The sequence below is a fragment of the Streptococcus sp. Z554 genome, assembly GCF_053010305.1.
In genome coordinates this window covers 139,579-164,966 of record NZ_JBRKNV010000004.1, presented here as the reverse complement: position 1 = coordinate 164,966, position 25,388 = coordinate 139,579, and the positions used below count along the sequence as shown (strand labels likewise).

At 38.0% G+C, this 25,388-nt stretch carries 21 protein-coding genes; 13 read left to right on the top strand and 8 right to left on the bottom strand.

Annotated elements, in window-relative coordinates:
* The 4 genes from ACVC7R_RS05415 to ACVC7R_RS05400 form a co-directional block, all read right to left on the bottom strand.
* Positions 1 to 6,741 (bottom strand): Ig-like domain-containing protein (locus tag ACVC7R_RS05415; RefSeq protein ID WP_447263871.1); only part of this gene is annotated, 6,741 nt, incomplete at its 3' end.
* 236 nt (positions 6,742 to 6,977) lie between these two features.
* Positions 6,978 to 7,835: a bifunctional methylenetetrahydrofolate dehydrogenase/methenyltetrahydrofolate cyclohydrolase gene (locus tag ACVC7R_RS05410; RefSeq protein ID WP_447263870.1), complete on the bottom strand. Its 858-nt coding sequence runs from the start codon at positions 7,833 to 7,835 to the stop codon at positions 6,978 to 6,980.
* A gap of 139 nt (positions 7,836 to 7,974) precedes the next feature.
* Entirely contained in the window at positions 7,975 to 8,709 is a 735-nt protein-coding gene (locus tag ACVC7R_RS05405) for an amino acid ABC transporter ATP-binding protein (protein WP_447263869.1), read from the bottom strand.
* Positions 8,709 to 9,392, bottom strand: a complete 684-nt coding sequence (locus ACVC7R_RS05400) for an amino acid ABC transporter permease (RefSeq protein ID WP_447263868.1) — start codon at positions 9,390 to 9,392, stop codon at positions 8,709 to 8,711. Before ACVC7R_RS05400 ends, ACVC7R_RS05405 begins: the two co-directional genes overlap by 1 nt.
* Positions 9,393 to 9,594: 202 nt before the next feature.
* Here ACVC7R_RS05400 and ACVC7R_RS05395 point away from each other — a divergent pair, with 202 nt between their 5' ends.
* The 5 genes from ACVC7R_RS05395 (at position 9,595) to ACVC7R_RS05375 (ending at position 14,027) form a co-directional block, all read left to right on the top strand.
* A complete protein-coding gene (locus ACVC7R_RS05395; RefSeq protein ID WP_004253825.1) occupies positions 9,595 to 9,825 on the top strand; it encodes a DUF1797 family protein in 231 nt (76 codons plus the stop codon).
* Positions 9,826 to 10,064: 239 nt separating this feature from the next.
* Positions 10,065 to 12,314 (top strand): AAA family ATPase, encoded by a 2,250-nt coding sequence (locus ACVC7R_RS05390; RefSeq protein ID WP_447263867.1) that lies wholly within the window; start codon positions 10,065 to 10,067, stop codon positions 12,312 to 12,314.
* An 89-nt stretch (positions 12,315 to 12,403) separates the two neighbouring features.
* Positions 12,404 to 12,853, top strand: a complete 450-nt coding sequence (locus tag ACVC7R_RS05385) for an NUDIX hydrolase (RefSeq protein WP_447263866.1) — start codon at positions 12,404 to 12,406, stop codon at positions 12,851 to 12,853.
* Positions 12,854 to 12,916: 63 nt separating this feature from the next.
* The gene (locus ACVC7R_RS05380) at positions 12,917 to 13,216 is read left to right on the top strand and encodes a DUF1827 family protein (RefSeq protein WP_447263865.1); all 300 of its coding nucleotides are present in this window, start codon (positions 12,917 to 12,919) and stop codon (positions 13,214 to 13,216) included.
* 172 nt (positions 13,217 to 13,388) lie between these two features.
* A complete protein-coding gene (locus ACVC7R_RS05375; RefSeq protein WP_447263864.1) occupies positions 13,389 to 14,027 on the top strand; it encodes a GNAT family N-acetyltransferase in 639 nt (212 codons plus the stop codon).
* A 39-nt stretch (positions 14,028 to 14,066) separates the two neighbouring features.
* Here ACVC7R_RS05375 and metK read toward each other — a convergent pair whose 3' ends face one another.
* Both metK and ACVC7R_RS05365 read right to left on the bottom strand, forming a co-directional pair.
* Positions 14,067 to 15,257, bottom strand: coding sequence for a methionine adenosyltransferase (gene metK / locus ACVC7R_RS05370; protein ID WP_447263863.1), 1,191 nt, complete (start codon positions 15,255 to 15,257; stop codon positions 14,067 to 14,069).
* A 234-nt stretch (positions 15,258 to 15,491) separates the two neighbouring features.
* Positions 15,492 to 16,190 (bottom strand): GntR family transcriptional regulator, encoded by a 699-nt coding sequence (locus ACVC7R_RS05365; protein ID WP_024054207.1) that lies wholly within the window; start codon positions 16,188 to 16,190, stop codon positions 15,492 to 15,494.
* A 140-nt stretch (positions 16,191 to 16,330) separates the two neighbouring features.
* On the opposite strand from ACVC7R_RS05365, the gene guaA reads away from it, so the two are divergent.
* Positions 16,331 to 17,893 (top strand): glutamine-hydrolyzing GMP synthase, encoded by a 1,563-nt coding sequence (guaA, locus tag ACVC7R_RS05360; protein ID WP_447263862.1) that lies wholly within the window; start codon positions 16,331 to 16,333, stop codon positions 17,891 to 17,893.
* Between the two features lie 185 nt (positions 17,894 to 18,078).
* Here guaA and ACVC7R_RS05355 read toward each other — a convergent pair whose 3' ends face one another.
* Together ACVC7R_RS05355 and ACVC7R_RS05350 are read right to left on the bottom strand one after the other, a co-directional pair.
* Positions 18,079 to 18,471, bottom strand: coding sequence for a hypothetical protein (locus ACVC7R_RS05355; RefSeq protein ID WP_000159996.1), 393 nt, complete (start codon positions 18,469 to 18,471; stop codon positions 18,079 to 18,081).
* A 20-nt stretch (positions 18,472 to 18,491) separates the two neighbouring features.
* Complete coding sequence (locus ACVC7R_RS05350; protein ID WP_447263861.1) at positions 18,492 to 19,856, bottom strand: hypothetical protein; 1,365 nt, start codon at positions 19,854 to 19,856, stop codon at positions 18,492 to 18,494.
* A gap of 114 nt (positions 19,857 to 19,970) precedes the next feature.
* On the opposite strand from ACVC7R_RS05350, the gene ACVC7R_RS05345 reads away from it, so the two are divergent.
* The 7 genes from ACVC7R_RS05345 to ACVC7R_RS05315 all read left to right on the top strand — a co-directional run bounded on the left by ACVC7R_RS05345 (position 19,971) and on the right by ACVC7R_RS05315 (position 25,253).
* Positions 19,971 to 20,186 (top strand): helix-turn-helix domain-containing protein, encoded by a 216-nt coding sequence (locus tag ACVC7R_RS05345; RefSeq protein WP_000626832.1) that lies wholly within the window; start codon positions 19,971 to 19,973, stop codon positions 20,184 to 20,186.
* Positions 20,187 to 20,190: 4 nt separating this feature from the next.
* Positions 20,191 to 20,877 (top strand): hypothetical protein, encoded by a 687-nt coding sequence (locus ACVC7R_RS05340; protein ID WP_447263860.1) that lies wholly within the window; start codon positions 20,191 to 20,193, stop codon positions 20,875 to 20,877.
* A gap of 184 nt (positions 20,878 to 21,061) precedes the next feature.
* Positions 21,062 to 21,499 (top strand): hypothetical protein, encoded by a 438-nt coding sequence (locus tag ACVC7R_RS05335; RefSeq protein ID WP_447263859.1) that lies wholly within the window; start codon positions 21,062 to 21,064, stop codon positions 21,497 to 21,499.
* The gene (locus tag ACVC7R_RS05330; protein WP_447263858.1) at positions 21,496 to 22,905 is read left to right on the top strand and encodes a cell division protein FtsK; all 1,410 of its coding nucleotides are present in this window, start codon (positions 21,496 to 21,498) and stop codon (positions 22,903 to 22,905) included. The genes ACVC7R_RS05335 and ACVC7R_RS05330 overlap by 4 nt, the downstream gene beginning before the upstream one ends.
* Before the next feature lie 103 nt (positions 22,906 to 23,008).
* Positions 23,009 to 23,821 (top strand): rolling circle replication-associated protein, encoded by an 813-nt coding sequence (locus ACVC7R_RS05325; RefSeq protein WP_447263857.1) that lies wholly within the window; start codon positions 23,009 to 23,011, stop codon positions 23,819 to 23,821.
* Between the two features lie 7 nt (positions 23,822 to 23,828).
* A complete protein-coding gene (locus tag ACVC7R_RS05320; RefSeq protein ID WP_000803256.1) occupies positions 23,829 to 24,023 on the top strand; it encodes a DUF3173 family protein in 195 nt (64 codons plus the stop codon).
* 3 nt (positions 24,024 to 24,026) lie between these two features.
* The gene (locus tag ACVC7R_RS05315; protein WP_016398787.1) at positions 24,027 to 25,253 is read left to right on the top strand and encodes a tyrosine-type recombinase/integrase; all 1,227 of its coding nucleotides are present in this window, start codon (positions 24,027 to 24,029) and stop codon (positions 25,251 to 25,253) included.
* Positions 25,254 to 25,388: the final 135 nt, after the last annotated feature.

Here is a 25,388-nt window from a genome sequence, read left to right as displayed (position 1 = left end):
TTCTACTACTGGGGCTGGCTCCTCACCTACAGTTCCAATAGGGTCCGTATACTCTGGAACTTCAAGAACTGGAGCTGGTTCATCACCTTTGCTACTAGTAACAACTGCTTTCACTCCCACTTCAACAATTTGATCTTTTGCATCTCTTGTTTCAGTGTGGACAACCTTACGATTTGTTCCTAAAACTTCGATGAAGTCTACCTTTTCCCCATTTTGACCTTCTGAGACGATACGACGTTCATCTTTTGCTAAGTCACTATTCTCACGAATAATTTCCTTGAATGGAATGACAGTTTTCTCAACTTCTAGACTTGGACGGTCTAGGACAAGAGCTTGATCATCCACTGCATGACTAGCCTCTGAACCAGCCTCAAAGCGAAGGCGATATTCTTTCACAAGACTACCATCCTTAGCAAGGAGTCGAACAAGGGTTGGTAGATTGTCTTGATTTGACTCAATGACAGTCGCTACACCATGACCACTTGTTTGGACAGTCACCTGTGGTTTCGCTCCATTAGCGGTTAATCGATATTCTGAAACAGCAGGGTCAAAGTTTTCCAATGCTTTTCCAGCAACTGAAATCGTCACTGCTGGTGTTTCTGAATCACTTACTTTAGCTGGAGAATAGGCACTAAACTCAACCATTGCAAGACCATTGGTTGTGGATTTACGAGTCATCCGTGCGCGAATAGCGGTTGTCTGAATCGGATCAAAGGTAAATTCGATCGGCTTACCAGCCACGATTGCTCCAGACGCCTTATAAGGAATTTCTTTCCAATTTTCTGCCTTGTTAAACGGATGGTCTGCATTTTCTTCATAACGTGAAATGGTGCTTGGTTCAGAATAAGTTGGTCCAACATATCTTTCGAGGACCATTGTTGCTGGTGCATCTGTTCCACTGTCTTTGAAGAATTGGATTGCTACTTTCCCAACAGACTGAGGTGTAATCTGACCATTCTTCTTAAAGAGAACTCCTACGGACACTTCTTGATCCTTTGGAGTACGGGACCAGTTAGTCCAACGACCATCCTCATTAAATCGCCCATCGTTGATATAGAAGATTCGATCATTAGAAGCGGCATCGGTATCGTTTGTAGTAGAGGCAAAAGCTTTAGAATCTGTCGCGTTATTGCTTGCATTCTCAGAGATGACTTGATTTCCTCTTGCCAGAACGGTTACTTGCATCTTCATTGTCAAGTCTGTTCCTAGAACATGACCAAGCACTTCAAAGGTGCCTTCTTGGTCTGTCGCATGTTCAGGGACTGCATCCCATTCAACAGCTAGTTTATCTGTTTTCCAATCTGTTTCTGATGGATAGTAGACTGTCGCTTCTGTAGGTAATTGGAGCTGATCACCAACACTTAAGGTCATGGCACCATTTTCAGCAGCAACTGGTCGTGTAGATTCTTTTTCACCATCACGGAAGATGCGGTACTCTTTCAAGATGGTTCCGTCTTCTGCCTTCAAAATGAGACGTGTTGCTCCTGTTGGACTTGTAGCAGGAACAATCGTTACCACACCATTATCGCTAGCTGTGGCAGTAATTTCTTTGCTAGTTTGCGGAATATGGTAGTCTGTCTTAGATGGATTGAAATGTTTCAACTTCTGACCGTCTACTGTAATAGAAATCTCTGAGCTTGAAGCCGCTGGAACCTTATTTCCTAAGATGGTAATTTCGGTCAAACCGACACCAGCCGTTCCATTTGCCTTCTTCATGCGAATACGAACAGCATAGGTCTCAACCTTATCAAATGTAAAGTGGTTGGTTTGACTTGCGGATAACTGTCCTGGGGCTTTGAGATGTTCAACTTCTTTCCAGTTGGCAGCATTGTTAAATGGATGCTTGACATCTCCTTGAGCATGATTGACATCCGTTGGCAAATCTGGAATTTCTTGACCAACATAGTATTCGATGACATATTCTTTTGGAAGTCCGATTGCACCATCTGTATAGAAATCAACTGATAGATTATCGACAAATCGTTTTGTCAAATCACCTGAGTTACCAAACAAGATAGATGCCCAATCATTATCTGTATTTGTTTGCCATGTAGTCCATCGATTTTTGACATCTGTATTGGCTCTTGAAACGGTCAAATCGTTCAGGGTATTTGCCGAATCATCTCCACCAGTATTGGACACGATAGCTGCTGGCAATTGGGAACCTGTCCATTGTTTCGAGATGTTATTTCCCTCAACAACCTGGCTGGAAACACGAACATGAGCCTTGGTAGTCAAGCGACTACCCACTAATTGACCCTTGATTTCAAAGATGCCTTCAGTTTGACTAAAATTAGCTGGCACCTTGTCCCAAACGACATCTTTATAGACCGTTGTTCCATTAGAGTGGTAGGCACGAACGTTAGCTGGCAATTGAACCGTTTCACCCTTAGGAAGAGTGAGGCTGATTTCCTCTGCAACCTGCAAACCTTCAACAGTCACGTTTGCAGTAGCTTCAATATCTGTACCTTCTACATGACCTTTAAGGGTAAAGCTATGATAGCTAGCAAGTTCTTTTCCATTCACCTTATCCCAAGTTACAGTTACCTTACGAGGCAAGCCTTTGTCAAATTCTGCTCCGATTTGATTAGGCAAATTCGGTTGCTGATTGATATCTGTAGAGATAGAAACAGGATGAAGTTTGACAATTTTCTTGTCTACTTTGTTTTCTTTGATGACCACTACAGTGGCTACAGATTGTGTCTTCTCTGTTTGATGTTCTATACGAGGAGTGAGCGTTACACTACCTTTTGTGTAAAGAAGCAAGTTCTGATCATTCACCTCCAGATGACCACCGTCAGCTGATTTGGCTTCCAAATGGATATCTGATGCTGAAAATTCAGTCTGTGACCCATCTTCGTAATGTCCAATGACATGATAAGGGAGGACTTGATCTTCTGTTGCATTTTCTTTACCTTCTACACTTACTTCTAAGCGCGTCAAGGCAGGAGCTTCTTTCACGAATTGAATCAAATATGTTTGAACCAAATCGCCCTTCTGGTCACTCAAGAATACAGAAGCCTGATAATCATTAGCTGCTGAAGCTTGTTGAACTGTTACCTGATAGCCGGTTGTCTGTGCTCCAACACTTGGGATTTTAGCAGTATAAGGAAGGGACACTCGGTAGTAGGTCTTTCCAGGTTCAAAGTTTTCAAGAGTCTTATCTCCAACCGTGAGACCTGTAACAGTACTTTCTGTCTCTTTGTCACTTGCAATAAAGGTCGCTGTCACCTCGTAGTCATTACCTACTAATTTACCAGTTGCTTCCGTACGTCCACCTTCTTTTGTCAAGGCAGAAGGATCTTTCAAGGTCCAAGAAACGACATCTGCATCAACTAAGTTTCCGTCTGACAAAACAGCCGTAACAGTCTTGTCCAAATCTTCCACAGCTGTACCAACTGGGACTGTTGCTACCTTAGGCAACCACTTATCGAGCGCAACTACCTTGACAAGGGCTTCAGCCTTAGCTTCGAGTCCTTCAACATTACCAAGAACTTTTTTCTCACCAGCACTCGTAAGGAGATCATCTGGGATATTCCAAGTTACTGCTTTTTCTTCGACACTACCATCGCTATAAATAGCTGTCACTGTCTCTGGTAATTTAGGATTTTCACTGACATCAGTTCTTGCCTTAACAGGGGCAAAAGCGACAAAGTGACGGTTTTCTTTTTTACCGGAAACAGTTGTGACTGTTGCTTGATCAGAAGCTAAACCTGCAGAATCTGCATACAGGGTAAATTTCCCTTCTTTTTCAGTAGATTTAACAATGACAACACCTTTACCATTGAAGGCTTTTCTCTGCCATGTGCCATCTTTCTGAGCTTTGTAGCGTTCACGGCTAGCTTGTTCGCCATTATCCACACCAACGATTTGTCCTTGCCCATGAAGATTGAAATGAACCAGATTATTGGCAGTTGGAACGACATTGCCATCTTCATCAACGATTTCATAATGGATATATGATAAATCTTTTCCGTCTGCAGTGATGACATGTTCTTCCTTGGTGAGACGAACTCTAGCTGGCTCACCTGCTGTTGTTACACTATCACGCGCAATTTCTTTGCCATTTTCATCACGAGCAATAGCTGTTAGGGTACCTGGTTTATAGTCAACCAACCACTCAAGATACAATTCACTTGGTTTCGCTCCCTCGTGATAAGGGCGGCCATCTTCAGTTGTTTTCTTAACAAATTCTTTCTTACCAAGAGATTTGTTGTTCAGAAGTAATTCTACGCTAGCGGCATTTGAGAAGGTCCGAACGGGAACCTTGCCATTGATGAGCATATTACGTTCCTTGAGCGTTTCTTCAGTCCAATTCCAGTGAGGCATGATGCGAACAGTTGGTTTTTCTTTGGCACTATACCATTCACTACGGTAGAGATAGAAATCATTCTTAGGCAATCCTGCCGTATCAATAATACCAAAGTAAGAACTTTTCACTGGTGTATGATCTTGGTTATGCCATGGTGTAGGCTCACCGATATAGTCGAAACCAGTCCAGATGAACTGACCCGCATAGCCAGCACGATCACGGTCAAAGGTCCAAGATTCAGTAGCTGTTCTACCCCAGGCTACACGGTCATTACCATAGTCGGATTGTTCATAATGACGATTTGGACGATTATCGTGATAGAGATTTTTAGCAGGATAAAAGTAGGAATCACGTGTTCGAGTTGCTGAAGAAGTCTCAGAACCATAAATCAACCAGTCTGGATGTGCCTTCCGAACGGCATCGTAAAAACGCTCTCCATAGTTCATACCGACAGCATCCATGATTGCTGCTAATTCTAAGAACAAGCCCGTAGAAGCACGACTGAATTTATTTTCACCCATGGTCACATAGCGCTCTGTATCAATAGCTTTGATGACAGCTTTCAAACGCTTAGCTGTTTCTAGTGAACGTTTTCCACCATCAGCCTCATCCACTTCATTACCGAGTGACCACATGATGATTGAAGGATTGTTTTTATCTCGTTCGACCATGGTTCTCAGATCAAAATCAGACCACTTTTCACCCTTCTTAGCTTCTGGGTGAGTCGCATCTTGGTCAAAGAAACGTCCATAGTCATAAGTTTTCTTACCACGATACCAAGTATCAAAGGCCTCTTCTTGCACCAAAAGTCCTAGACTTGCCGCAGCATCAAGCAACTGTGGACTTGCTGGATTGTGAGTCGTACGGATAGAGTTAACTCCCATATCCTTCAAGAGTTTCAATTTACGATAAGTTGCCTTATAATTTTCTTCAGCTCCCAAGGCACCGTTATCATGGTGGATACTAACCCCATGGAATTTCATTCTCTCACCGTTCAGAGAGAAACCTTCTTTAGCTGTCCAGTTGAAATAACGATAACCAAAAGTATCTTCTGTTACATCAACTAGCTGACCGTCATTATAAACCTTTGTTTTCAGAACATAGAGCTGAGGATGGTAGCTTTTTGTTGTCCAGAGAGTTGGCTTGTTGACTAAGATTGTTTGCTTAAAGTCAGCTGTCTCATTTCCTGCTAGGTTCTTGGTTACAGAACGAACCAAATCTGAAACAGCCTTCCCTTCTTTGGTAAAAATCTGTTGCTCTACAAATACCTTGGCTAAATTCTTAGCAGTGTTTTTAATCTTGCTTTGAATTTGTGTTTCAACATTGCCATCCTTTTGTTCAGCCAATTTTGGAGTTGTAATGTGATTGCCATTCTCAGCCACTTGCACCTTGTCACGATAGCTAAGCGTCACATCACGATAGATACCACTACCTGAGTACCAACGACTACTTGGCTGCTTATTGGTAACTTGGACAGCAATGGTATTCTCACTACCATCTTTATTTAAAAATTCAGTAATGTCATATGAAAAATGATTGTAACCACTTGGATAATGACCGACAAATTGACCATTTACATAGACCTTGGAGTCCATGTAAACTCCATCAAAATTAATACGAACGTCTTTGTCCTTGGCAGCTTCGTCTACAGTAAAGGTTTTACGATACCAGGCAGTACCACCATTTAATTGGCCACCCTCGTTTCGAGCAGGAGATTTGTGATCAAAATCAAAATAGATACTCCAGTCATGAGGAAGGTTCAACTTAGACCAGTCATGAACATCCACATCTTTCTTAGAGAAATCACCCTGAGAATTTAATTTAAAATACCAGTCTTTGTTAAAATTTTGTTTTCTTTCCTGTAAAAGTTGGTCTTCTTTTTCTTTCTCTTTGGTAACTTGAGGTAAGTCTGTTGGCGCTGTTTTTTCTTCCTTAGGCTTATGGTCAGCTGCCGGTTTGTTCTGATTCGTTGTATCCGTATGTTCTTCTGGAACTGCTGGATTTTCAGAACTTGCTTCTGAAACTACAGCCTCTTTCCCATCCACTTGGACAGCAGGTTTTTCAGATTTATCTACCTTAGGACTAACTACTTCTGCTTCCTTTTCTTCCTTAGGACTTGTTGCCTCAGTCACCTTTTCTTCAGTTGCTGGTTTTACTGGTTCATCCGTATCCTTTTCTTCTTTTTCAGTAGCGGAATCTTGTGCGCCATTTTGCTCAGCTTTTGCAATGGCAGCAGCAAGATCATCTGGAAGTTTATCTAAGGGTTGAACTTGATGAATGACTTCTTCGTTTGAACTGGATGTTTCAGTTTCTGCAGCTTGGGCTACCTGAAGACCAAAGATACTAGCTCCAATCATAACCGAAGCCGCACCAATTGCAAATTTACGAATACTAAAATGACAGCGTTTTTCAAAAAATCTCTTATCCATTATGGTTCCTTTCTAACTTTTAGTAAGCGATTACATTTTTTCTCAAAAAATAAACCTCCCTCTAGACGCTTACTTATTTTTGCATATACATATTGATACTTTTAATATATCAAAATAGTAGAGTTTTTTCAATAATTTGTAGAAGTTTTACTAGAATTTTATTAGAAATAGAGCCAAAGAAAAGCAAGTTCATTAGAACTTGCTTTTTAAAAATTTATGAATGATTGTACTAGAGGTTAATCTTTATCCAGTGAACGTAAAGCAGCCTGATAAGTTTGTTCCATCAGCATGGTAATGGTCATCGGTCCAACTCCACCAGGGACAGGTGTGATATGGCTAGCGATTGATGCAACAGCATCGTAATCAACATCTCCACAGAGCTTGCCATTTTCATCTCGGTTCATTCCCACATCGATAACAACTGCTCCAGGCTTCACAAAATCAGCAGTCACAAACTTAGCACGGCCAATTGCTACTACCAGAATATCAGCTTTAGAAGCTACTTGGGCTAAATTGTGGGTGCGAGAGTGGGTCAAGGTTACAGTTGCATTTTTAGCCAACAATAACTGCGCCATAGGCTTCCCAACAATATTGGAACGACCAATGACAACCGCATTTTTACCTTCTAAATCAATCCCATATTCATGAAACATTTCCATAATTCCTGCAGGAGTTGAAGGAATCATAACTGGGTGACCAGACCAAAGGCGTCCCATGTTGAGCGGATGAAAACCATCCACATCCTTCTCAGGGTCAATAGCCAATAAAACAGCTTCTTCATCGATATGTTTTGGCAATGGTAGCTGTACTAAAATCCCGTGCCAAGCTGGATCTTGATTGTAGTTGGCAATCAACTCCAACAATTCTTCTTGGGTAATGGTTTCAGGAACTCGCACTACTTCACTTCGGAAACCTGCTGCGATAGCTGAACGTTCCTTGTTGCGAACGTAGACTTGGCTGGCAGGATTTTCTCCAACTAAAATAACGACTAAGCCAGGTACCAAGCCTGTCTCTTCTTTTAGTTTAGCCGTTTTTTCAGCCAATTGAGCTTGTAACTTGGCTGCCAAGGCCTTCCCATCAATCATCTGTGTCATGTCTTTTCTCTTTTCTAACAAATATTCTCTATTATAACAAAAAATCCATCTGCATTCTAACACTTCTTTTCTAATAGACCTTATAGTCTGAAACTATAAGAAAAAGCTCCATTTGGAGCTTTTCTAATTGACTCTAGTCTTACAAAACCTTACTCAAAAAGTCCTTGGTTCTTTGTTCTTGGGTTTGTTCAAAAATCTGCTCTGGGGTTCCGTCTTCGACAACAACACCATCAGCCATAAAGATGACACGGTCTGCTACTTCACGAGCAAAGCCCATTTCATGCGTTACAATAACCATGGTCATTCCTGAATGAGCAAGTTCTTGCATAACTGTTAGTACTTCTCCTACCATTTCAGGGTCTAGGGCAGAAGTCGGTTCATCAAAGAGCAAGACATCTGGTTCCATAGCAAGACCTCGCGCAATAGCGATACGCTGTTGTTGACCGCCCGACAAGCTTTGTGGATAGGCATCTGCCTTATCAGGTAAACCAACCTTTTCCAATAGCTCATGCGCTCTCTTCTCAGCAACTTCCTTACTTTCGCCTTTGGTCTTAATAGGAGAAAGCGTGATGTTTTCTATCACTGTCATATTGGGGAAGAGATTGAATTGTTGGAAAACCATTCCCATCTTTTCACGCATGGCAAAGAGGTCATTTTTCTTATCCGTAATGTCGACACCTTCAAAGATAACCTTTCCTTTTGTAGCTTCTTCGAGGAGATTCATCGAACGAAGAAGGGTTGACTTACCGCTACCAGAAGGTCCGATAATGACTACTACTTCTCCTTTTTTGATTTCAAGATCGATTCCTTTTAGAACTTCATTCTTTCCAAAGCTTTTATGAAGGTTTTCAATTTTTATAAGTGTTTCAGTCATTATTTCTTATCTCCTTGTCCCATACGATTTTCAAAAGCTTTCAAGGCCAGTGTTAAGATTGATGTCATAATCAAGTAGTAAAAGGCTGCAAATAAAAGCGGAGTCAAAGGTAGGTAAGTGGTTGTTGATACTGTAGTAGCCCCATTCCACAACTCCATCACTCCGATTGCTGACAAGAGCGAGCTATCTTTGATAATGGTAATAAACTCATTCCCCAAGGCTGGTAAAATATTTCGAATAGCTTGTGGGAGGATGACATAGCGCATGGCGTTTTTCGGACGAATCCCTAGTGAATAAGCAGCTTCTAATTGGCCCTTTGGTACTGCATTAATCCCAGCACGAACGGTTTCTGATACATAGGCACCACTATTCATCGAAATAATCAAAATTCCTGGAATCAAACGAGTAAGATCAACATCTAAAATCCCAATTTGAATAGTTGGAGCACTAATATGCATCAGCGCAAATGCAATCATAATCTGCACCATCATCGGTGTCCCACGGAAGATCCAGATATAAAGATTGGCAAACCAAGCAAGTGGCTTCATCTTTGAACGTTGTGCAAAGGCCAATAGCACTCCTAGAATGGTCCCTAAAAAGACCACTAAAATAGAAATGATAATGGTAACAATGGCACCGTAGTTAAAATATGGCAGGTATTTCGGTAAAAAAGAAAAATTCATGGATGCTCTACTTTCTATATTTAATTTAAACTCAAAACTTGTATAAGGATAACATATTTTGCATAAAAATGCAACATCCTTACCTGATAATTTCAATAAATTTTCAAAGACGAGGGAAATGGCGAGAAATCTATGTTTTTTCTAGTCAAGTAGAGTCTGTTTATGGTAAAATAGTAAAGATAAGAAATGGAGGAGAATCAAAATGGAATCACATTTGGTTAGAATCATCAATCGCTTAGAAGCAATGACAAAAGATGGTGGTAACTTAAAACGTAACTTTGAACGCGAAGGAGTTGTTGTCGCAGAGGTTGCATTTAACCACGACGAAGAAAACGGACCACTCTTTACACTTCGTGATGTTGAAGCTCGTGAAACTTATACATTTGATAGCATCGACTTGATTGCGATGGAAATCTACGAACTTTTATACTAATCGTTTTATAGAGGCTGGAGAATACTCCTGCTTTGACCCAGGAAAATCCTTTTTGTCTGACAAATGGGATTTTTCTTTTTATGCTATATTTCATCTACTAAAGTCTTTAATATTGACTTCTAAGACTTAATCTTTTTGCTTGCTTTCCCCTTCAATCATGATATAATGAAACTAAAGAACTTTGACTATTTTTGACCTTTCTTTTTTAGTCAAAGTCAAGAAAGAAACGAGGTAGAGGTATGCTCTGTCAAAATTGTAAAATCAATGACTCAACGATCCATCTTTACACCAATCTTAATGGACAACAAAAGCAAATTGACCTTTGTCAAAATTGCTACAAAATTATCAAAACAGATCCTAACAATAGCTTATTTAAAGGAATTACAGATTTAAACAACCGTGATTTTGATCCCTTTGGAGACTTCTTTAACGATCTAAATAACTTTAGACCTTCTTCAAATAACAATGTTCCTCCAACTCAATCAGGTGGTGGATATGGTGGCAATGGTGGTTATGGTTCCCAAAATCGCGGGCCCGCTCAAACACCTCCTCCTAGTCAAGAAAAAGGACTCTTGGAAGAGTACGGTATCAATATAACTGAGATTGCTCGTCGTGGAAATGTCGACCCTGTTATCGGTCGTGACGAAGAAATCATCCGTGTCATTGAAATTCTTAACCGTAGAACCAAAAACAATCCTGTCCTTATCGGTGAGCCCGGTGTTGGTAAGACAGCCGTTGTCGAGGGCCTCGCTCAGAAAATAGTTGACGGTGACGTTCCCCATAAACTGCAAGGGAAAGAAGTCATTCGCCTAGACGTCGTAAGTCTTGTCCAAGGCACAGGAATTCGTGGACAGTTTGAAGAGCGCATGCAGAAACTCATGGAAGAAATTCGTCAGCGCAAAGATGTCATCCTCTTTATCGATGAAATTCACGAGATTGTCGGTGCTGGTTCTGCTGGAGACGGTAATATGGATGCAGGAAATATTCTGAAACCTGCCCTTTCTCGTGGCGAACTTCAGTTAGTGGGTGCTACTACCCTCAATGAGTACCGCATCATTGAAAAAGACGCTGCCCTTGAACGCCGGATGCAACCTGTTAAGGTTGATGAACCGACAGTTGAAGAAACCATTATTATTCTTAAAGGTATTCAAAAAAAATACGAAGATTACCACCACGTTCAATATACAGACGCTGCTATCGAAGCCGCTGCGACTCTTTCTAACCGCTACATTCAAGATCGTTTCTTGCCAGACAAGGCAATTGACCTCCTAGATGAAGCTGGTTCTAAAATGAACTTAACCTTGAATTTTGTGGATCCTAAGGTAATCGACCAACGCTTAATCGAAGCAGAAAATCTCAAGGCCCAAGCAACTCGAGATGAAGATTTTGAGAAAGCAGCCTACTTCCGTGACCAGATTGCTAAATATAAAGAAATGCAAAAGACAAAAGTAACGGATCAGGATACCCCGATTATCAGCGAAAAGACGATTGAACACATTATTGAGCAAAAGACTAATATTCCAGTTGGTGATTTGAAAGAAAAAGAGCAGTCTCAACTGATCAATCTAGCAGACGACCTCAAGGCTCATGTTATTGGCCAAGATGATGCAGTTGATAAGATTGCTAAGGCTATCCGCCGCAACCGTGTTGGCCTTGGAACTCCAAACCGTCCTATCGGTAGCTTCCTCTTTGTTGGTCCTACTGGTGTTGGTAAAACAGAACTTTCTAAACAACTGGCTATTGAGCTTTTTGGTTCTGCTGATAGCATGATTCGCTTTGATATGAGCGAATACATGGAAAAACATAGCGTAGCTAAACTCGTCGGTGCCCCTCCAGGATATGTCGGATATGATGAAGCGGGACAACTGACTGAAAAAATCCGTCGCAACCCCTACTCACTTATTCTACTAGACGAAGTAGAAAAAGCCCATCCTGATGTCATGCACCTGTTCCTTCAGGTCTTAGATGACGGGCGCTTAACGGACGGTCAAGGGCGAACTGTTAGCTTTAAGGATGCCATCATTATCATGACCTCAAATGCAGGTACAGGCAAAGCTGAAGCTAGTGTTGGATTTGGTGCTGCTAGAGAAGGTCGTACCAACTCCGTCCTTGGAGAATTAGGCAATTTCTTTAGCCCTGAGTTCATGAACCGCTTCGATGGTATTATCGAATTCAAGGCTCTCAGCAAGGAAAATCTCCTTCAAATAGTTGACCTCATGCTAGATGATGTAAATAAACGACTCTCAAGCAATAACATCCATCTCGATGTTACAGATAAGGTTAAAGAAAAACTTGTAGACCTTGGCTACGATCCAAAAATGGGAGCTCGTCCACTACGTCGTACGATTCAGGACTATATCGAAGATGCCATTACGGACTATTACCTTGAAAATCCAAGCGAAAAAGAGCTCAAGGCAGTCATGACAAGTAAGGGGAAAATCCTGATTAAGCCAAAAAATAAAATAGAAACAGTTGAGTCAGACGACTAGTTCCTCACATACAAAAGAATGTTCTTACTTGACAGTAAGAACATTCTTTACTATTATAGAAAGAAAGCGCACTCACGAAGGAGAACTTTATGGCAAATCCAACATTTGGAGAAAAAAAAGAGGGAGTTACCTACAAAAATAGATATGGCGTTTATGCAGTCATACCGGATGCAAATCATGAAAAGATTATCCTCGTACAAGCTCCAAATGGTGCATGGTTCTTACCAGGAGGTGAAATTGAAGAAGGCGAAAACCATCTCGAAGCTCTCAAACGAGAATTGATTGAAGAATTAGGATTTTCTGCTGAAATTGGCACCTACTATGGCCAAGCGGATGAATACTTCTACTCTAGCCATCGTGACACCTACTACTACAATCCAGCTTATCTCTATGAAGCTACTTCTTATCAAGAAATTCAAAAACCTCTCGAGAACTTCAATCACCTAGCTTGGTTCCCAATCGATGAAGCTATTACTAACTTAAAACGTGGAAGTCACAAATGGGCGATTGAAGCTTGGAAAAAACAACATCAAATTTAAACTATCTTTACCAAATTTCCCAAAAAGTGCTATAATAGACATAGAAATACAGGAGGAAACCCTATGAAGCTTATCAACACTACAAATTCACACTCGCAACTTGTTAAAAGTCAGCTAGAAAACACAGACGCAACGCTTGTAGAGGTTTATTCTGCGGGAAATACAGATGTTATTTTTACTCAGGCTCCGCTTCATTACGAAATCCTCATTTCCAATAAACATCGGGCAATCCGTGAAAAAGAAATGGAAAAAATCAAAGAATTTTTCCTCAGTCGTAAAATTGATCAACAGGCTATTGATAAGGCAAATATTAAAACCCTCTATTCTGATAAATTAATTGAGATTTCAATCCCTACAAAATAGAATTAATCTACCCTACAGTTAAAACTGCGGGGTTTTTTAATACCTTTTCTTGTTTATATCTTTAAATAAATTATTGTGAATAAGGCTTTTTTGTGAAAATTTCACATTTCAATCGAAAAATGTGAGAAATTTCGTTATAATAGATAGAGAGATTTTAATGAAGGAGTTTGATATGAAAGAATTAGTATACAGAGAAGCCAGGCTAGATGAATACCAAAAAATCGGGAAAGTGTTGGCTGGATCCTTTATGGACTACCCTTTCATGACTCTTATCAAAGATGATTTAAAAAAACCAGAATATTACCCAGCATTCTTAGAATTATTGGATAGCCTTCTGACCAGACTCTATATCAAAGGAGAGACCTGTCTAGTCGCTGAACAAGACGGGGAAATCATGGCCGTTGCCCTCCTGCAACAAAAGGATTTTTCCATTCTATCTTATTTGCTGAATGGTATGGTCAAGCTTTTCCGTTTTATTACTCCGCGCAATCTCTTGAAATATCTTGATTTGGTGGAACGCTCCGAAGAGCATTTGAAAAGATCAGGAAATTTTGACTGGTATTTGATGATGTTAGGAGTAAACGCTTCTAGTCAACACCAAGGAATCGGGAGTGCTTTTCTACAAGAAGGTGTTGAACCTTATCTGAAATCCAAAGGCTGCAAACGCTTGGGCTTGATTACTAGTACTGAAAAAAATGTTTGCTTCTATGAAAAAAACAAGTATGAATTACTGGATTCGATGATGTTAGAATACGGAACAAAATCGATTGGAAACTGGGCTTTTGTAAAGGTACTGGATAACGAATGTTAAACAAAAAAAGATTGGTCCTTAGACCAATCTTTTTTTATGTTACTTAACTGCTTCTTTCAGGGCTTCGACCTTGTCCAAGCGTTCCCATGGAAGGTCAATATCAGTCCGTCCCATATGTCCATAAGCCGCTGTTTGACGGTAAATCGGACGTTTGAGGTCCAACATTTGGATAATTCCTGCAGGACGAAGGTCAAAGATTTGACGCGCTGCTTGTTCAAGCTTACTTTCTGCGACTGTTCCAGTACCGAAAGTATCGATACGAACAGATACAGGTTGAGCGACACCGATTGCGTAAGCCAATTGCACTTCTGCTTTCTTAGCAAGACCTGCAGCAACAATGTTTTTAGCAATGTAGCGAGCTGCATAAGAAGCCGAACGGTCAACCTTAGTCGCATCCTTACCAGAGAAGGCACCACCACCGTGACGAGAATAACCACCATAGGTATCCACGATGATCTTACGACCAGTCAAACCTGAATCTCCTTGAGGTCCTCCGATAACGAAACGACCTGTTGGATTGATAAAGAACTTCGTTTCATCATCCAGATAAGAAGCTGGAATCACTTCTTTGATCACCTTGTTAATCACATCTTCATGGATCTGTTCGTTGGTAACTTCTGGATCGTGTTGGGTTGAAATAACGACTGTATCCACGCGCACTGGTTGGTCATTCTCATCATATTCAACCGTAACTTGAGATTTCGCATCTGGACGAAGGTAGCTGATTTCACCAGACTTACGTAGCTCTGCCAAACGACGAACCAACTTGTGACTGAGTGAGATTGGAAGTGGCATAAGTTCTTCAGTTTCATCCACCGCAAACCCAAACATGAGACCTTGGTCTCCAGCTCCAATCAAGTCAAGTGGATCTTGATCTGCATTACCACGAACTTCCAAGGCTTCATTAACACCTTGGGCGATATCAGGAGATTGTTCTACCAATGATGGGTGTACTCCTACCGTCTCAGCAGAAAATCCATACTCTGTATTGGTATATCCAATCTCTGCAATGGTATCACGAACTACACGGTTAATATCTACGTAAGCTGTAGTTGAAATCTCACCAAAGACATGAACTGAACCAGTATAAACAGCTGTTTCAGCAGCAACGTGTGCTTCTGGATCTTGCTCTAAAATAGCATCCAAGATAGCATCTGAAATTTGGTCTGCAATCTTATCTGGATGCCCCTCAGATACAGATTCAGACGTGAATAATTTACGTTCTGACATAAAAATGTCCCCCCTTAAAAAATATTCGTTATAGAGTTACAAAGAACTGGTAGGAAGAGTAGTTGCAATCAATCCCACCACCTTATCGGGACCATATAACCTAACTATTATAACACGAATTTTTAAAAAATACTCGTATGATTACTATTTTTCTCACTTGGAAAATGTTTTCCAATCTTAACCAAATAAAAACTCTTAAAGTAGACGGGTTTCTACTTCAAGAGTGATGTTAACCTAATTGTTTTCTAGATAAAATTCAAAACGCTCCCCAACGTATTGGCTCTTTACATACTCAAAAGCTGTACCATCATCAAAGTAAGAAACCTGGGTCAGACCTAAAATAGCATGCCCTTTTTCGACTTCTAGGTAATGAGCTATCTTTTCTTTTGCTAAACGTGCGTATATGGTCTGGTGAGATTTACCAATTCGATAACCATGCTCTTGCAAAGTTTGAAAGAAGTGCTTGGTTACTTCTTCTTTTTTGAAATTTTTTATAAATTTCTCAGGAATCGATGCCACTTCATAGACAACAGGAACCTTATCCGCATAGCGAACACGTTCCATACGAATGATATTGTCAGTTGGCAGTAAACCTAGTTTAGCCACTTCTTGCTCATTTGGGATGGTTCGACGATAAGAAATCAAGTGACTAGACGGAGTTTTCCCTTGAGCTTTAACAATCTCTGTAAAACTAGTTGTTCCACGCATTCTTTCCTGAACACGTGTGCTTGAAACAAAGGTCCCACTACCTACACGTCGTTCCAAAACCCCTTCTTCAACCAAAAGAGAGATTGCTTGACGTAAGGTCATGCGGCTAACGGCAAATTCTTCTGCTAAATCGCGCTCACTTGGAAGTCTTTCTCCAATTTTCCAACTCCCCTCATCAATGTCTTTCTTGATTTGGTCGTGGATTTTCATATAAGCTGGTAACATGCTTGATCACTTCTTTTCTTTATTTTTTCCATTGTACCCTATCTCATAGGGAAAAGTCAAACCGCACTTGTTTGGTTGGTAATTCTACCCCTTTTATGATAGAATATTCAAGAAGATATTTCTTTCAAGAAAGGGAAAAGATGAGCAACATTTCAACTGATTTGCAAGATGTCGAAAAGATCATCGTACTGGACTATGGTAGCCAGTATAACCAACTTATCTCACGTCGTATCCGTGAGATTGGTGTCTTTTCAGAACTAAAAAGTCACAAGATTTCGGCTGACGAAGTCCGTGCTATCAATCCTATCGGGATTGTACTTTCAGGTGGTCCAAACTCTGTTTATGAGGAAGGATCATTTGATATTGATCCAGAAATTTTCGAACTTGGTATTCCAATTTTAGGAATCTGCTACGGTATGCAACTCTTGACCCACAAGCTTGGTGGTAAGGTAGTTCCTGCAGGCGATGCCGGAAATCGTGAATACGGTCAATCAACATTGACTCACACAGAATCAGCTCTTTTTGCGGGTACTCCAGAAGAGCAACTAGTCTTGATGAGCCACGGAGACGCTGTTACAGAAATTCCTGCAGACTTTGTCCGTACTGGTACTTCTGCTGACTGCCCTTATGCAGCTATTGAAAATCCAGACAAGAAAATCTATGGTATCCAATTCCACCCTGAGGTTCGTCACTCAGTTCATGGTTATGATATTTTGCGTAACTTTGCTTTGAATATCTGTGGTGCCAAAGGCGACTGGACTATGGATAACTTCATCGAGATGCAAATCAAACAAATCCGCGAAAAAGTTGGAGACAAACGTGTTCTCCTCGGACTTTCCGGTGGTGTTGACTCTTCTGTAGTTGGAGTTCTTCTCCAAAAAGCTATCGGAGACCAATTGATCTGTATCTTTGTAGACCACGGTCTTCTCCGTAAAGGGGAAGCTGACCAAGTTATGGAGATGCTTGGTGGTAAGTTTGGTCTCAATATCGTTAAAGCAGACGCTGCCAAACGTTTCCTTGATAAATTGGCTGGTGTATCTGATCCTGAACAAAAACGGAAGATTATCGGTAACGAGTTTGTTTATGTCTTTGATGACGAAGCAAGCAAACTAACAGATGTGAAATTCTTGGCTCAAGGAACTCTTTATACTGACGTGATTGAGTCTGGTACGGATACTGCTCAAACCATCAAGTCTCACCACAACGTTGGTGGACTCCCAGAAGACATGCAGTTTGAACTGATCGAGCCACTCAACACTCTTTACAAAGATGAAGTTCGTGCCCTTGGTACAGAACTTGGTATGCCAGACCACATCGTGTGGCGCCAACCATTCCCAGGTCCAGGGCTTGCTATCCGTGTCATGGGTGAAATTACTGAAGAAAAACTGGAAACCGTTCGCGAATCAGACGCTATCCTCCGTGAAGAAATCGCCAAAGCTGGTCTTGACCGTGATATCTGGCAATACTTCACTGTTAACACCGGCGTTCGTTCCGTAGGTGTTATGGGAGATGGCCGTACTTACGACTACACCATCGCTATCCGTGCTATCACTTCGATCGATGGTATGACAGCTGATTTCGCTAAAATCCCTTGGGAAGTCCTTCAAAAAATCTCTGTCCGTATCGTAAACGAAGTTGACCACGTTAACCGCATCGTCTACGATATTACAAGTAAACCACCTGCAACTGTAGAGTGGGAATAATATAGAAAGTAAAAATGAATGTTTTACACCGATTCTATCGGGTTTATAGAAGTTAGAATGGTATAAATTTATCTTTTTAGAAAAGTTACCCCGCCAATTTTCCCGCCAAACTTGGCAAATAGATTACAAAAAACTCTCTTAGTGTGAATATGTACTAAGAGAGTTTTTTGTATATAAATTATCTTCTACAACAAATTAGAAAGGTATTTAGCCTTTTCTTTTGATATGCCAAAATTAAGATTACGATGACGTTGGAATAAGGTATAAAAAGTAATGAATGATAGAAAATTATTTAGTAGGTAACTAATCGGACTTTCTCCGACTGCAGTTAGCTCAACTTTTCGTTTATCTCCTAAATCTGATATAGTAACTAAGACTTGCCAACATGTATATCTACTTAAACCTGGGTGCTTCATGTAATCAAAAAAATTTCCCTGTCCAGAGTATGAAATTTCTTCAGAACTTTGCCGTTCAACACTACCGTTCAATTGTTTTGTAGCATTATACAGTATTTCTTCTATCTCAAACTTACTTAATTCACTATAAATTTGATTTGATTGTAAATTAAATTTTGTCATTGTAGTATTCTCCTTTTTGATTAGTATTTTTCCAGCTCTCTTTCTAATTCGAGCTCCTTAATTCTATCTTGTAATATTGTGTTTGAATGATGTAAGCTATAAATTTGGTCTTGCATCATTTTAGAATTGTATTCATTTGAATAATAGTGAATAGCTTGTTGCAAATTTGATGCAATATCAGCGTTTAAAAAATATCGTATACCTGAAATATGATTATATGTTCTAAATTCAGTTGGAATGGAGTAGTACTCTTTTCGCAAAGTAGATAATAATTTTTTCTTTTCTTCCCTATATTTTTCTTGAGTCGCATTTATTATTTTATCGTATTTTATTTTTTCTTTAACAATTCTGATTTTATCTGCTACATATAGTACTGTAGATAAAATCCAAATGAACATGATAATTTCTGAAGTGTAAAAAAATAGTGATACAATGAACAAGAAAAGAACAATAGCACCGTATATTCGTTTTTTTGTAGTTTCAAATTTTTCTTTATGAAGATTAAATTCAAGTTCATTATAATATTCATCAAATTTAGAAATTTTATCTATTTCTTCTTCTGCAATTTTAAGAGTTCGATGTGCTAACTCTTTGGTAGTTGGTCTAGGAACTGTTTTCTTTTCTTCAAGTTGTTGGGTAGGCAATTCACTATTATCATCATACATTGATTGAAGGTAGGTTAGAATAGCAAGCCCTCTAGTATAAATAATTTGATTACTAATTCTTACATATTCCTCAAAATCATCAATTTCAGATAATCGAATTAAATATCCTTCATCATCAAAAAATACAGTTAAGAAGTTATCGGATAGAAATGTTTCAAAATCTTTAAATTGGTCAAAATATTCCTTTTCATCTAAAATTGCTCTTTTAAACTCATCATCTGGAGTCAATGTGCCATCATATAAGTCCCATATTACTGATAGAGTAAGATCAAAATAATCATTATAAGGAGACTGTGCTCTTTTAGGATTTATTCTTCCTTTTGGAAAAATTCCAAAATTTCCTATTTGATAATTATTACAAATCTGATAAACGTTTTTTTCTTTATTGTCAAGCTCAAATTCGAAAGGAAAATCATCATCATATTCAGTGTATGATTTTATAATATTAAGAATCTCGCGTTGCTTATCTCTGGATAACTTACTATATGATTTTCCATAATATTTTCGAAAAATTGCTGTACGATATGTTATAAGAGTGTCGCCACTATGTACTTTGTCATCATACCATTCGAAAATGTCTTTATATATTAATTTCATCAATTCAGAACGGTCAGGTTCGTCTCCTTGCAATAAGAAACTAAATTTTATTGCTTTTTCTTTGTCTGAAATATATTCTTGCACACTTTTAAATGGAAAAGTCTGGAAATCTTCAAGTTTCAATATAAAATCCTCCAATCGATTAATCTCCCTTTAATTATAGTCAATTTATTGAGTATAGTCAATAAATTAATAGAGATAAAATGAAATTATCTATTTAGAAAAGAGATGAGAACGATGATTTCATATAAACCCTTCTACGAAACCTTGTTTAAACAAGGAAAAACAGAGTACGAATTAATTTTTCACCACGGTCTATCCAGCAATACACTACATAGAATGAAAAAAGGAAAACCAATAACTACAGCTACATTAGATACCCTATGTTTTATTTTGAACTGCAATGTATATGATGTAATTACTTATATTCCAGATGATATAGAAGAAGTTTAAATATATGTCAAGTAAGCAATTCAATAATTTATGTAAGCAAAAATTTCCTAATTCATGTCATTTTATTTTTAAAAAATGTTCACAAAGAATCCAAAAGAAATACAAAGATTTAAAACTCAAAAGACATATCGATTTACATTCAGATGAAAAACTTATTGGGAAAATATTAAATTACTCCAATTTATCTGATTTAAGTAGGAACAATCCCTATTTAATAACTCCAAGTGTATTGAATTACTTTGTTAATGAAGAACATTATTTTAATGATGAGAATGAAGTATTATGGGGCCGTGATATAGACGAATATTTAGAAGATTTCTTTATTGAAATGATTCTTGATATTCAAGGAATACCAGAATATTCTAAGCACTTATTGAATTTATCACTAACAAATACAGAGGATATCAAAGAATATTTTCAACAACATTTTCCTTTGGCAAGTTCTTCTTACAATGAATTAAAAGATAAATTTATTGATTTTACCTATAATCAGTTTGATACTATAGAAGTTTTAGAAAACGATTCAGTATTTTTATTTAGGAAAAAGGACTCTGTCACACTATCACCTAAAAATAAGGAATCTTATCTTAGCTATCAAAAACTTCCAGAAAAGTTAGACTTATTAGCAAAGTATATTTTATTACCAATGATAGATAAACTAACACTCGAAAGTTTAATTTATCGTAAATAATAAAATTTTTATTTAGTACTGTATAGCATATTTTCCCCACTTCGCGTGGGGATTTTTTTGTTGTCAAAAAATTTTTATCCCCACATTTCAACTAATTAAAAATGAGACAATATGACTGTCAAGGAGGTCATGAACTGCTTGATGAAATTAATCTAGTGTGCACACAAAGATAAAGAGGTAACAAATGGAAAATAATTTTGGAAAAGTGAGTTTTAACTCACCAAGCTTGAAAAATCTACTAATTGGTACGTCCAATGTAGAACATACTCCTACTAGTGCTTTTGTTATTGAATGTAGAGATGTTCCTAAACGTAATGAAAAAAATGAAGTCATTGATGGAACAATAAGTAAAAAAGTTTTATTGGCTCTTCAGCCAGAAATTGTTAAGGCTATTCAAGAGGTTGGTGGAGATTTAAGTAGCATAAAACCTTTCACTATTGAGATATACAACGATGAATCTTTTTTAAAAAAAATTAATAATGAGTTAATCATTGCTAAAACAATAGATTTAGAAGGAGCATTATTAGCGTTAAAATGGGTACCTGATGGTCGAAATGGTGGTGCGTACCGAGAATTCAAGCTCATTATTTCAGAAATAAAGTTATCGGGTGCTAAATCATGATAGTATCTAAAATAAAAAGGAAACTTAGTAAATATGATTGTCGTGAATATACCCCTACTTACTTATCTGTTTCAGAAACTATAGAAAGCCGTAAAGAAAGGCAGTACTCTCTTATTAAGAAACTGTTAAAGGTGTTCCTAATATCTGTTATCATTACCTTTCTTTCATCACATTTTCCTTTATTAAGCACTATCTACAAGATAAGTATTGTTATATCTTCTGTTCTGTTAGATATTTTTATATGGTATATTGTAGTAAAATTCTTATTTTCTACTTACTCTCCTATATGGAAGTACAGATTTTTAAGCATTCTTAGACTTGCAACAGAACGTTTAGACCTAATTCAACTTCCCTCTAATAAAATACAGATAAAAACAGTTGAATGGAAATTTTATAAAGAAAATGAAAGGATTATAATTGAACTCAATCCTTCAGGGACAATTCCTAATATTCAGCAAGTAAAAGAAATAACAAGGCGGTTGACCGAATTTCTTATTCAAGCTACTAACGAGGACTGGAATATCTTGGAATCAACTGTGCAAAATAGTTACGTTGTTATAAAATATGGAAAATCAAATCCAAGATATACTGTTAGTGAACTATTCAAGATAGCAGATGAAGATTATTATATCAATTATAAGCCAATAAAACTTTATGATAATATTTGTTTTGATATAGCTAGTGAGGCTTGCCACCAGATTGTTATAGCCCCTAGCGGAGCAGGAAAATCACTTTATCTTTCTTCTCTTGCTGGTATGCTAATTAAACAGGGGCATTCTGTGAGTTTAATTGACGCAAAACGAACTTCTTTAGGTGCAACCTTTGAAAATCTCGGTATTACTGTTGCACGTACGGCAGAAGAGATTGTTCTACTTCTTGAACAAATGGTTTTTGAAATGGAAGATACCTACAAACGTTATTTCTCCTTTTCTTCGGTTGATTTTTCAACTACTTATAGTGATTTCTCACTTCCTGCCCATTATCTTATATTTGATGAGGTGCTTGCAGCCTTAGAATCTGGCACACCTTCCCAACAAAAGGAGATGGTTAGATTGCTAAAAATACTTGCTCTAAAATCACGAGCTTCCGGACGTGGTTTACTCATCTTGGCAAGCCAAAAATTACTTGCTTCAGATTTACCACGTGCAGTAACCGAACAGTGCCAGACAAGAATTATTTTAGGAAGTGAATCAAGCATATCCGAAGAAACGTTTTACAGTGTCATGGGTAAAGAGAAAAGAGACCTTTTGGCGGAGTACAGAGGAGGAGTTGGAAAAGGATATATTTTAACTCCGAAAACAAACGGAATAAAATATTTTGAGACTCCATATTTTGATTTAGATTCAATAGCTTTCAAAGATAAAATAAGAGACTTTCAAACTATTCCAAGAAAGCAGATAGAATGAACTAACTATCTAGTGAGCCGGCTTGCCCATAAGCAAGCCAGGGCTCGCTAGATGTGTATATTAGCCTGCTACTTGACATGCAGGCATGATAAGCGGAGGACTAATGACTAGAGAATTATATAACACAAAAATAATTCAATATAATCCAAATACTTTCGAGGTCATATACTATCGAAAACCAAAATTTAGAAGACTAGGAGAAACCGATACTACAGTATCTAATACTTCTAAAAGTCCAAGTGAAAAAGAACTCTATCAGCAAGCCAATAGGATAAAAAGGCGTATTCGTCACTACATGCTGTGCAATGATTTCGATTTATTTTGGACATTAACTTTTAACGACGAAAAAATCAATTCCCATGATTATTTAATCGTAAAAAAGAAAATACGCACTTGGCTCAAAGCTCAGCGTGAAAAATATGGAAAATTTCACTACATTTTCATACCAGAATTACACAAAAATGGACGGCTTCATTTTCATGGAGTAACAGGCGGTTTTAGTCCAAAATTAACAAAAGCAAGAAATACTAAAACTGGTCGATTGATAAAAAAGAATGGCAAGCAAGTCTATAATGTTGATTCATATCAATTAGGATTTAGTACCGTTACAAAAATCGATTCTTCTGAAAAAGTTGCTAACTACATTACAAAATATATCACAAAAGATTTACTAGCTATTCCAAGTGGATATAAACAGCAAAAATATTTTTCATCTCGTGGTTTAATAAAACCGATAGTAAGCTATGAAAATTTAGAAAGAAATTATTTTGAGAGATTAACCCCCAGTTTTTCAGTAGGTCATTTAGATAATCTTGAGTACAAAGAAGATATTGCGATTTACAATCTATCAATAGATGACAATGGGGAGATTATTCAAAATTCAACTGATACAAGAATAAAAATCAGAAGGGAATAGTAAGCGTATGAAACCATTGATTAGTAAAGACGACTTGATAAAACTAGGATATAAGAAACATACTGCAATTAGTATTATTCAAGCGGTAAAGCAGGATTTGGTGTATAATAAAGGTATACCATTCTACAATAACCGTAGACTTGGACTAGTCCCACGGGAAAGGGTAGAAAACCTTATCGGTGTAAAACTAGATGAGGAATAACAAATGGCAAAAACACGTTATAGCGGTGTGTTTGTTGATACGAAAGGAAAATATTTCTATGAAACAGAGCTAGGCATTGATAGAATCAGTGGTAAACGTATTAGAAAGAAAAGTAGAAAAGATAGCAACGGTAAGCCTTTTTCTACTGCCAGAGAGGCGTATTTAGAATTGACTCGGGTAAAACGAGAGTATCACAAAGCTCATACTTACGCTAATTACAATATGACTGTCAAGCAGTTTATTTTAGATTGTTATATACCATATTATAAATCGTATGTGGAAGAAAGTACTTATGCTGTCAGAATCAAAAATCTTGAAAAGATTGCTGAACGATTTTATAACAAGACACTACGTGGTTTGACTATTGAAGATATTCAAAACTATCGGATATGGTTACTGTCAAGCAAAGACGAAAACGGTTCTGGCTACTCTCAAGCCTACGCTAGTCTAATCTTTGGTATGTTTAGAAAGTCTCTTGATTATGCTGTAGAAATGGGTTATTTGGAAACTAATATCTCTAAGAAAGCCAAAGCTATTCCGAAAGGAAAGGCTATCGTTCCATACTGGACTAAAGTAGAATTTGAGCGTGTTATTGCTCAAATCTGTCTTGATGATTTTTATGAACATCTTAATTTCGTTATGCTTTGGACTTTTTTCATGACAGGTATTCGAGTAAATGAAGGAATGGCACTTTGGTGGAATGATATTGATTTCGATAAAAAGCGTATGCGTGTTCATCATATGCTTATTCTAAAATCAAGGAAAAACTGGCAAAGAAATGCCTATACCAAAACAAGTGATGGCAAACGTATTATTTCCCTAGATGATGATACGATTTCTATTTTAAAGCGTTGGAAAGACAGACAGAAAGAAATTGGTTTAGGCAATGAAACTGATTTTATATTTACATATGATAGCCTTCCAATGATAAAATCTACACTAGCTAGAATTATTCAACGATATTCTGAACTAGCTAATGTAAAGCGAATACAGGGTAAAGGACTTCGTCATAGTAACGCTTCTTATTTGATAAACGAGTTTAATGTATCTGTCTTGATTTTGTCGAAAAGGTTAGGTCATTCTAGCCCAGAAATTACTTTGAAACATTACTCACACCTTTGGCGTGGAGCTGACGAATCTATTGCTGAAATAATGAGTGGGAATATATCCATACATACAGCTCCAAAAACAAAAATTCAATTCAACGGGAATCAAAACCTAAAAAGATAACCCCGCCAGAAATCCCGCCAAATATATTTAAAAGGCATTGTAAACCTTAATAAATCAAGGTTTTCTGGCACTAAACCTATGAAATTTTTAATTGAGTGGGAATAAAATGAGTTATTCAAATAACGCTGAAATCAA

Excerpts from the sequence above, each read along its gene's own strand:
- ACVC7R_RS05345 (WP_000626832.1), top strand. The coding sequence starts at position 19,971 with ATGATTTCATATAAACCCTTCTACGAAACCTTGTTTAAACAAGGAAAA.
- metK (WP_447263863.1), bottom strand. The coding sequence starts at position 15,257 with ATGTCAGAACGTAAATTATTCACGTCTGAATCTGTATCTGAGGGGCAT.
- ACVC7R_RS05395 (WP_004253825.1), top strand. The coding sequence starts at position 9,595 with ATGGAATCACATTTGGTTAGAATCATCAATCGCTTAGAAGCAATGACA.
- ACVC7R_RS05405 (WP_447263869.1), bottom strand. The coding sequence starts at position 8,709 with ATGACTGAAACACTTATAAAAATTGAAAACCTTCATAAAAGCTTTGGA.
- ACVC7R_RS05410 (WP_447263870.1), bottom strand. The coding sequence starts at position 7,835 with ATGACACAGATGATTGATGGGAAGGCCTTGGCAGCCAAGTTACAAGCT.
- ACVC7R_RS05340 (WP_447263860.1), top strand. The coding sequence starts at position 20,191 with ATGTCAAGTAAGCAATTCAATAATTTATGTAAGCAAAAATTTCCTAAT.
- ACVC7R_RS05390 (WP_447263867.1), top strand. The coding sequence starts at position 10,065 with ATGCTCTGTCAAAATTGTAAAATCAATGACTCAACGATCCATCTTTAC.
- ACVC7R_RS05375 (WP_447263864.1), top strand. The coding sequence starts at position 13,389 with ATGAAAGAATTAGTATACAGAGAAGCCAGGCTAGATGAATACCAAAAA.
- ACVC7R_RS05380 (WP_447263865.1), top strand. The coding sequence starts at position 12,917 with ATGAAGCTTATCAACACTACAAATTCACACTCGCAACTTGTTAAAAGT.
- ACVC7R_RS05355 (WP_000159996.1), bottom strand. The coding sequence starts at position 18,471 with ATGACAAAATTTAATTTACAATCAAATCAAATTTATAGTGAATTAAGT.
- guaA (WP_447263862.1), top strand. The coding sequence starts at position 16,331 with ATGAGCAACATTTCAACTGATTTGCAAGATGTCGAAAAGATCATCGTA.
- ACVC7R_RS05320 (WP_000803256.1), top strand. The coding sequence starts at position 23,829 with ATGAAACCATTGATTAGTAAAGACGACTTGATAAAACTAGGATATAAG.
- ACVC7R_RS05325 (WP_447263857.1), top strand. The coding sequence starts at position 23,009 with ATGACTAGAGAATTATATAACACAAAAATAATTCAATATAATCCAAAT.
- ACVC7R_RS05335 (WP_447263859.1), top strand. The coding sequence starts at position 21,062 with ATGGAAAATAATTTTGGAAAAGTGAGTTTTAACTCACCAAGCTTGAAA.
- ACVC7R_RS05315 (WP_016398787.1), top strand. The coding sequence starts at position 24,027 with ATGGCAAAAACACGTTATAGCGGTGTGTTTGTTGATACGAAAGGAAAA.
- ACVC7R_RS05365 (WP_024054207.1), bottom strand. The coding sequence starts at position 16,190 with ATGTTACCAGCTTATATGAAAATCCACGACCAAATCAAGAAAGACATT.
- ACVC7R_RS05400 (WP_447263868.1), bottom strand. The coding sequence starts at position 9,392 with ATGAATTTTTCTTTTTTACCGAAATACCTGCCATATTTTAACTACGGT.
- ACVC7R_RS05385 (WP_447263866.1), top strand. The coding sequence starts at position 12,404 with ATGGCAAATCCAACATTTGGAGAAAAAAAAGAGGGAGTTACCTACAAA.
- ACVC7R_RS05330 (WP_447263858.1), top strand. The coding sequence starts at position 21,496 with ATGATAGTATCTAAAATAAAAAGGAAACTTAGTAAATATGATTGTCGT.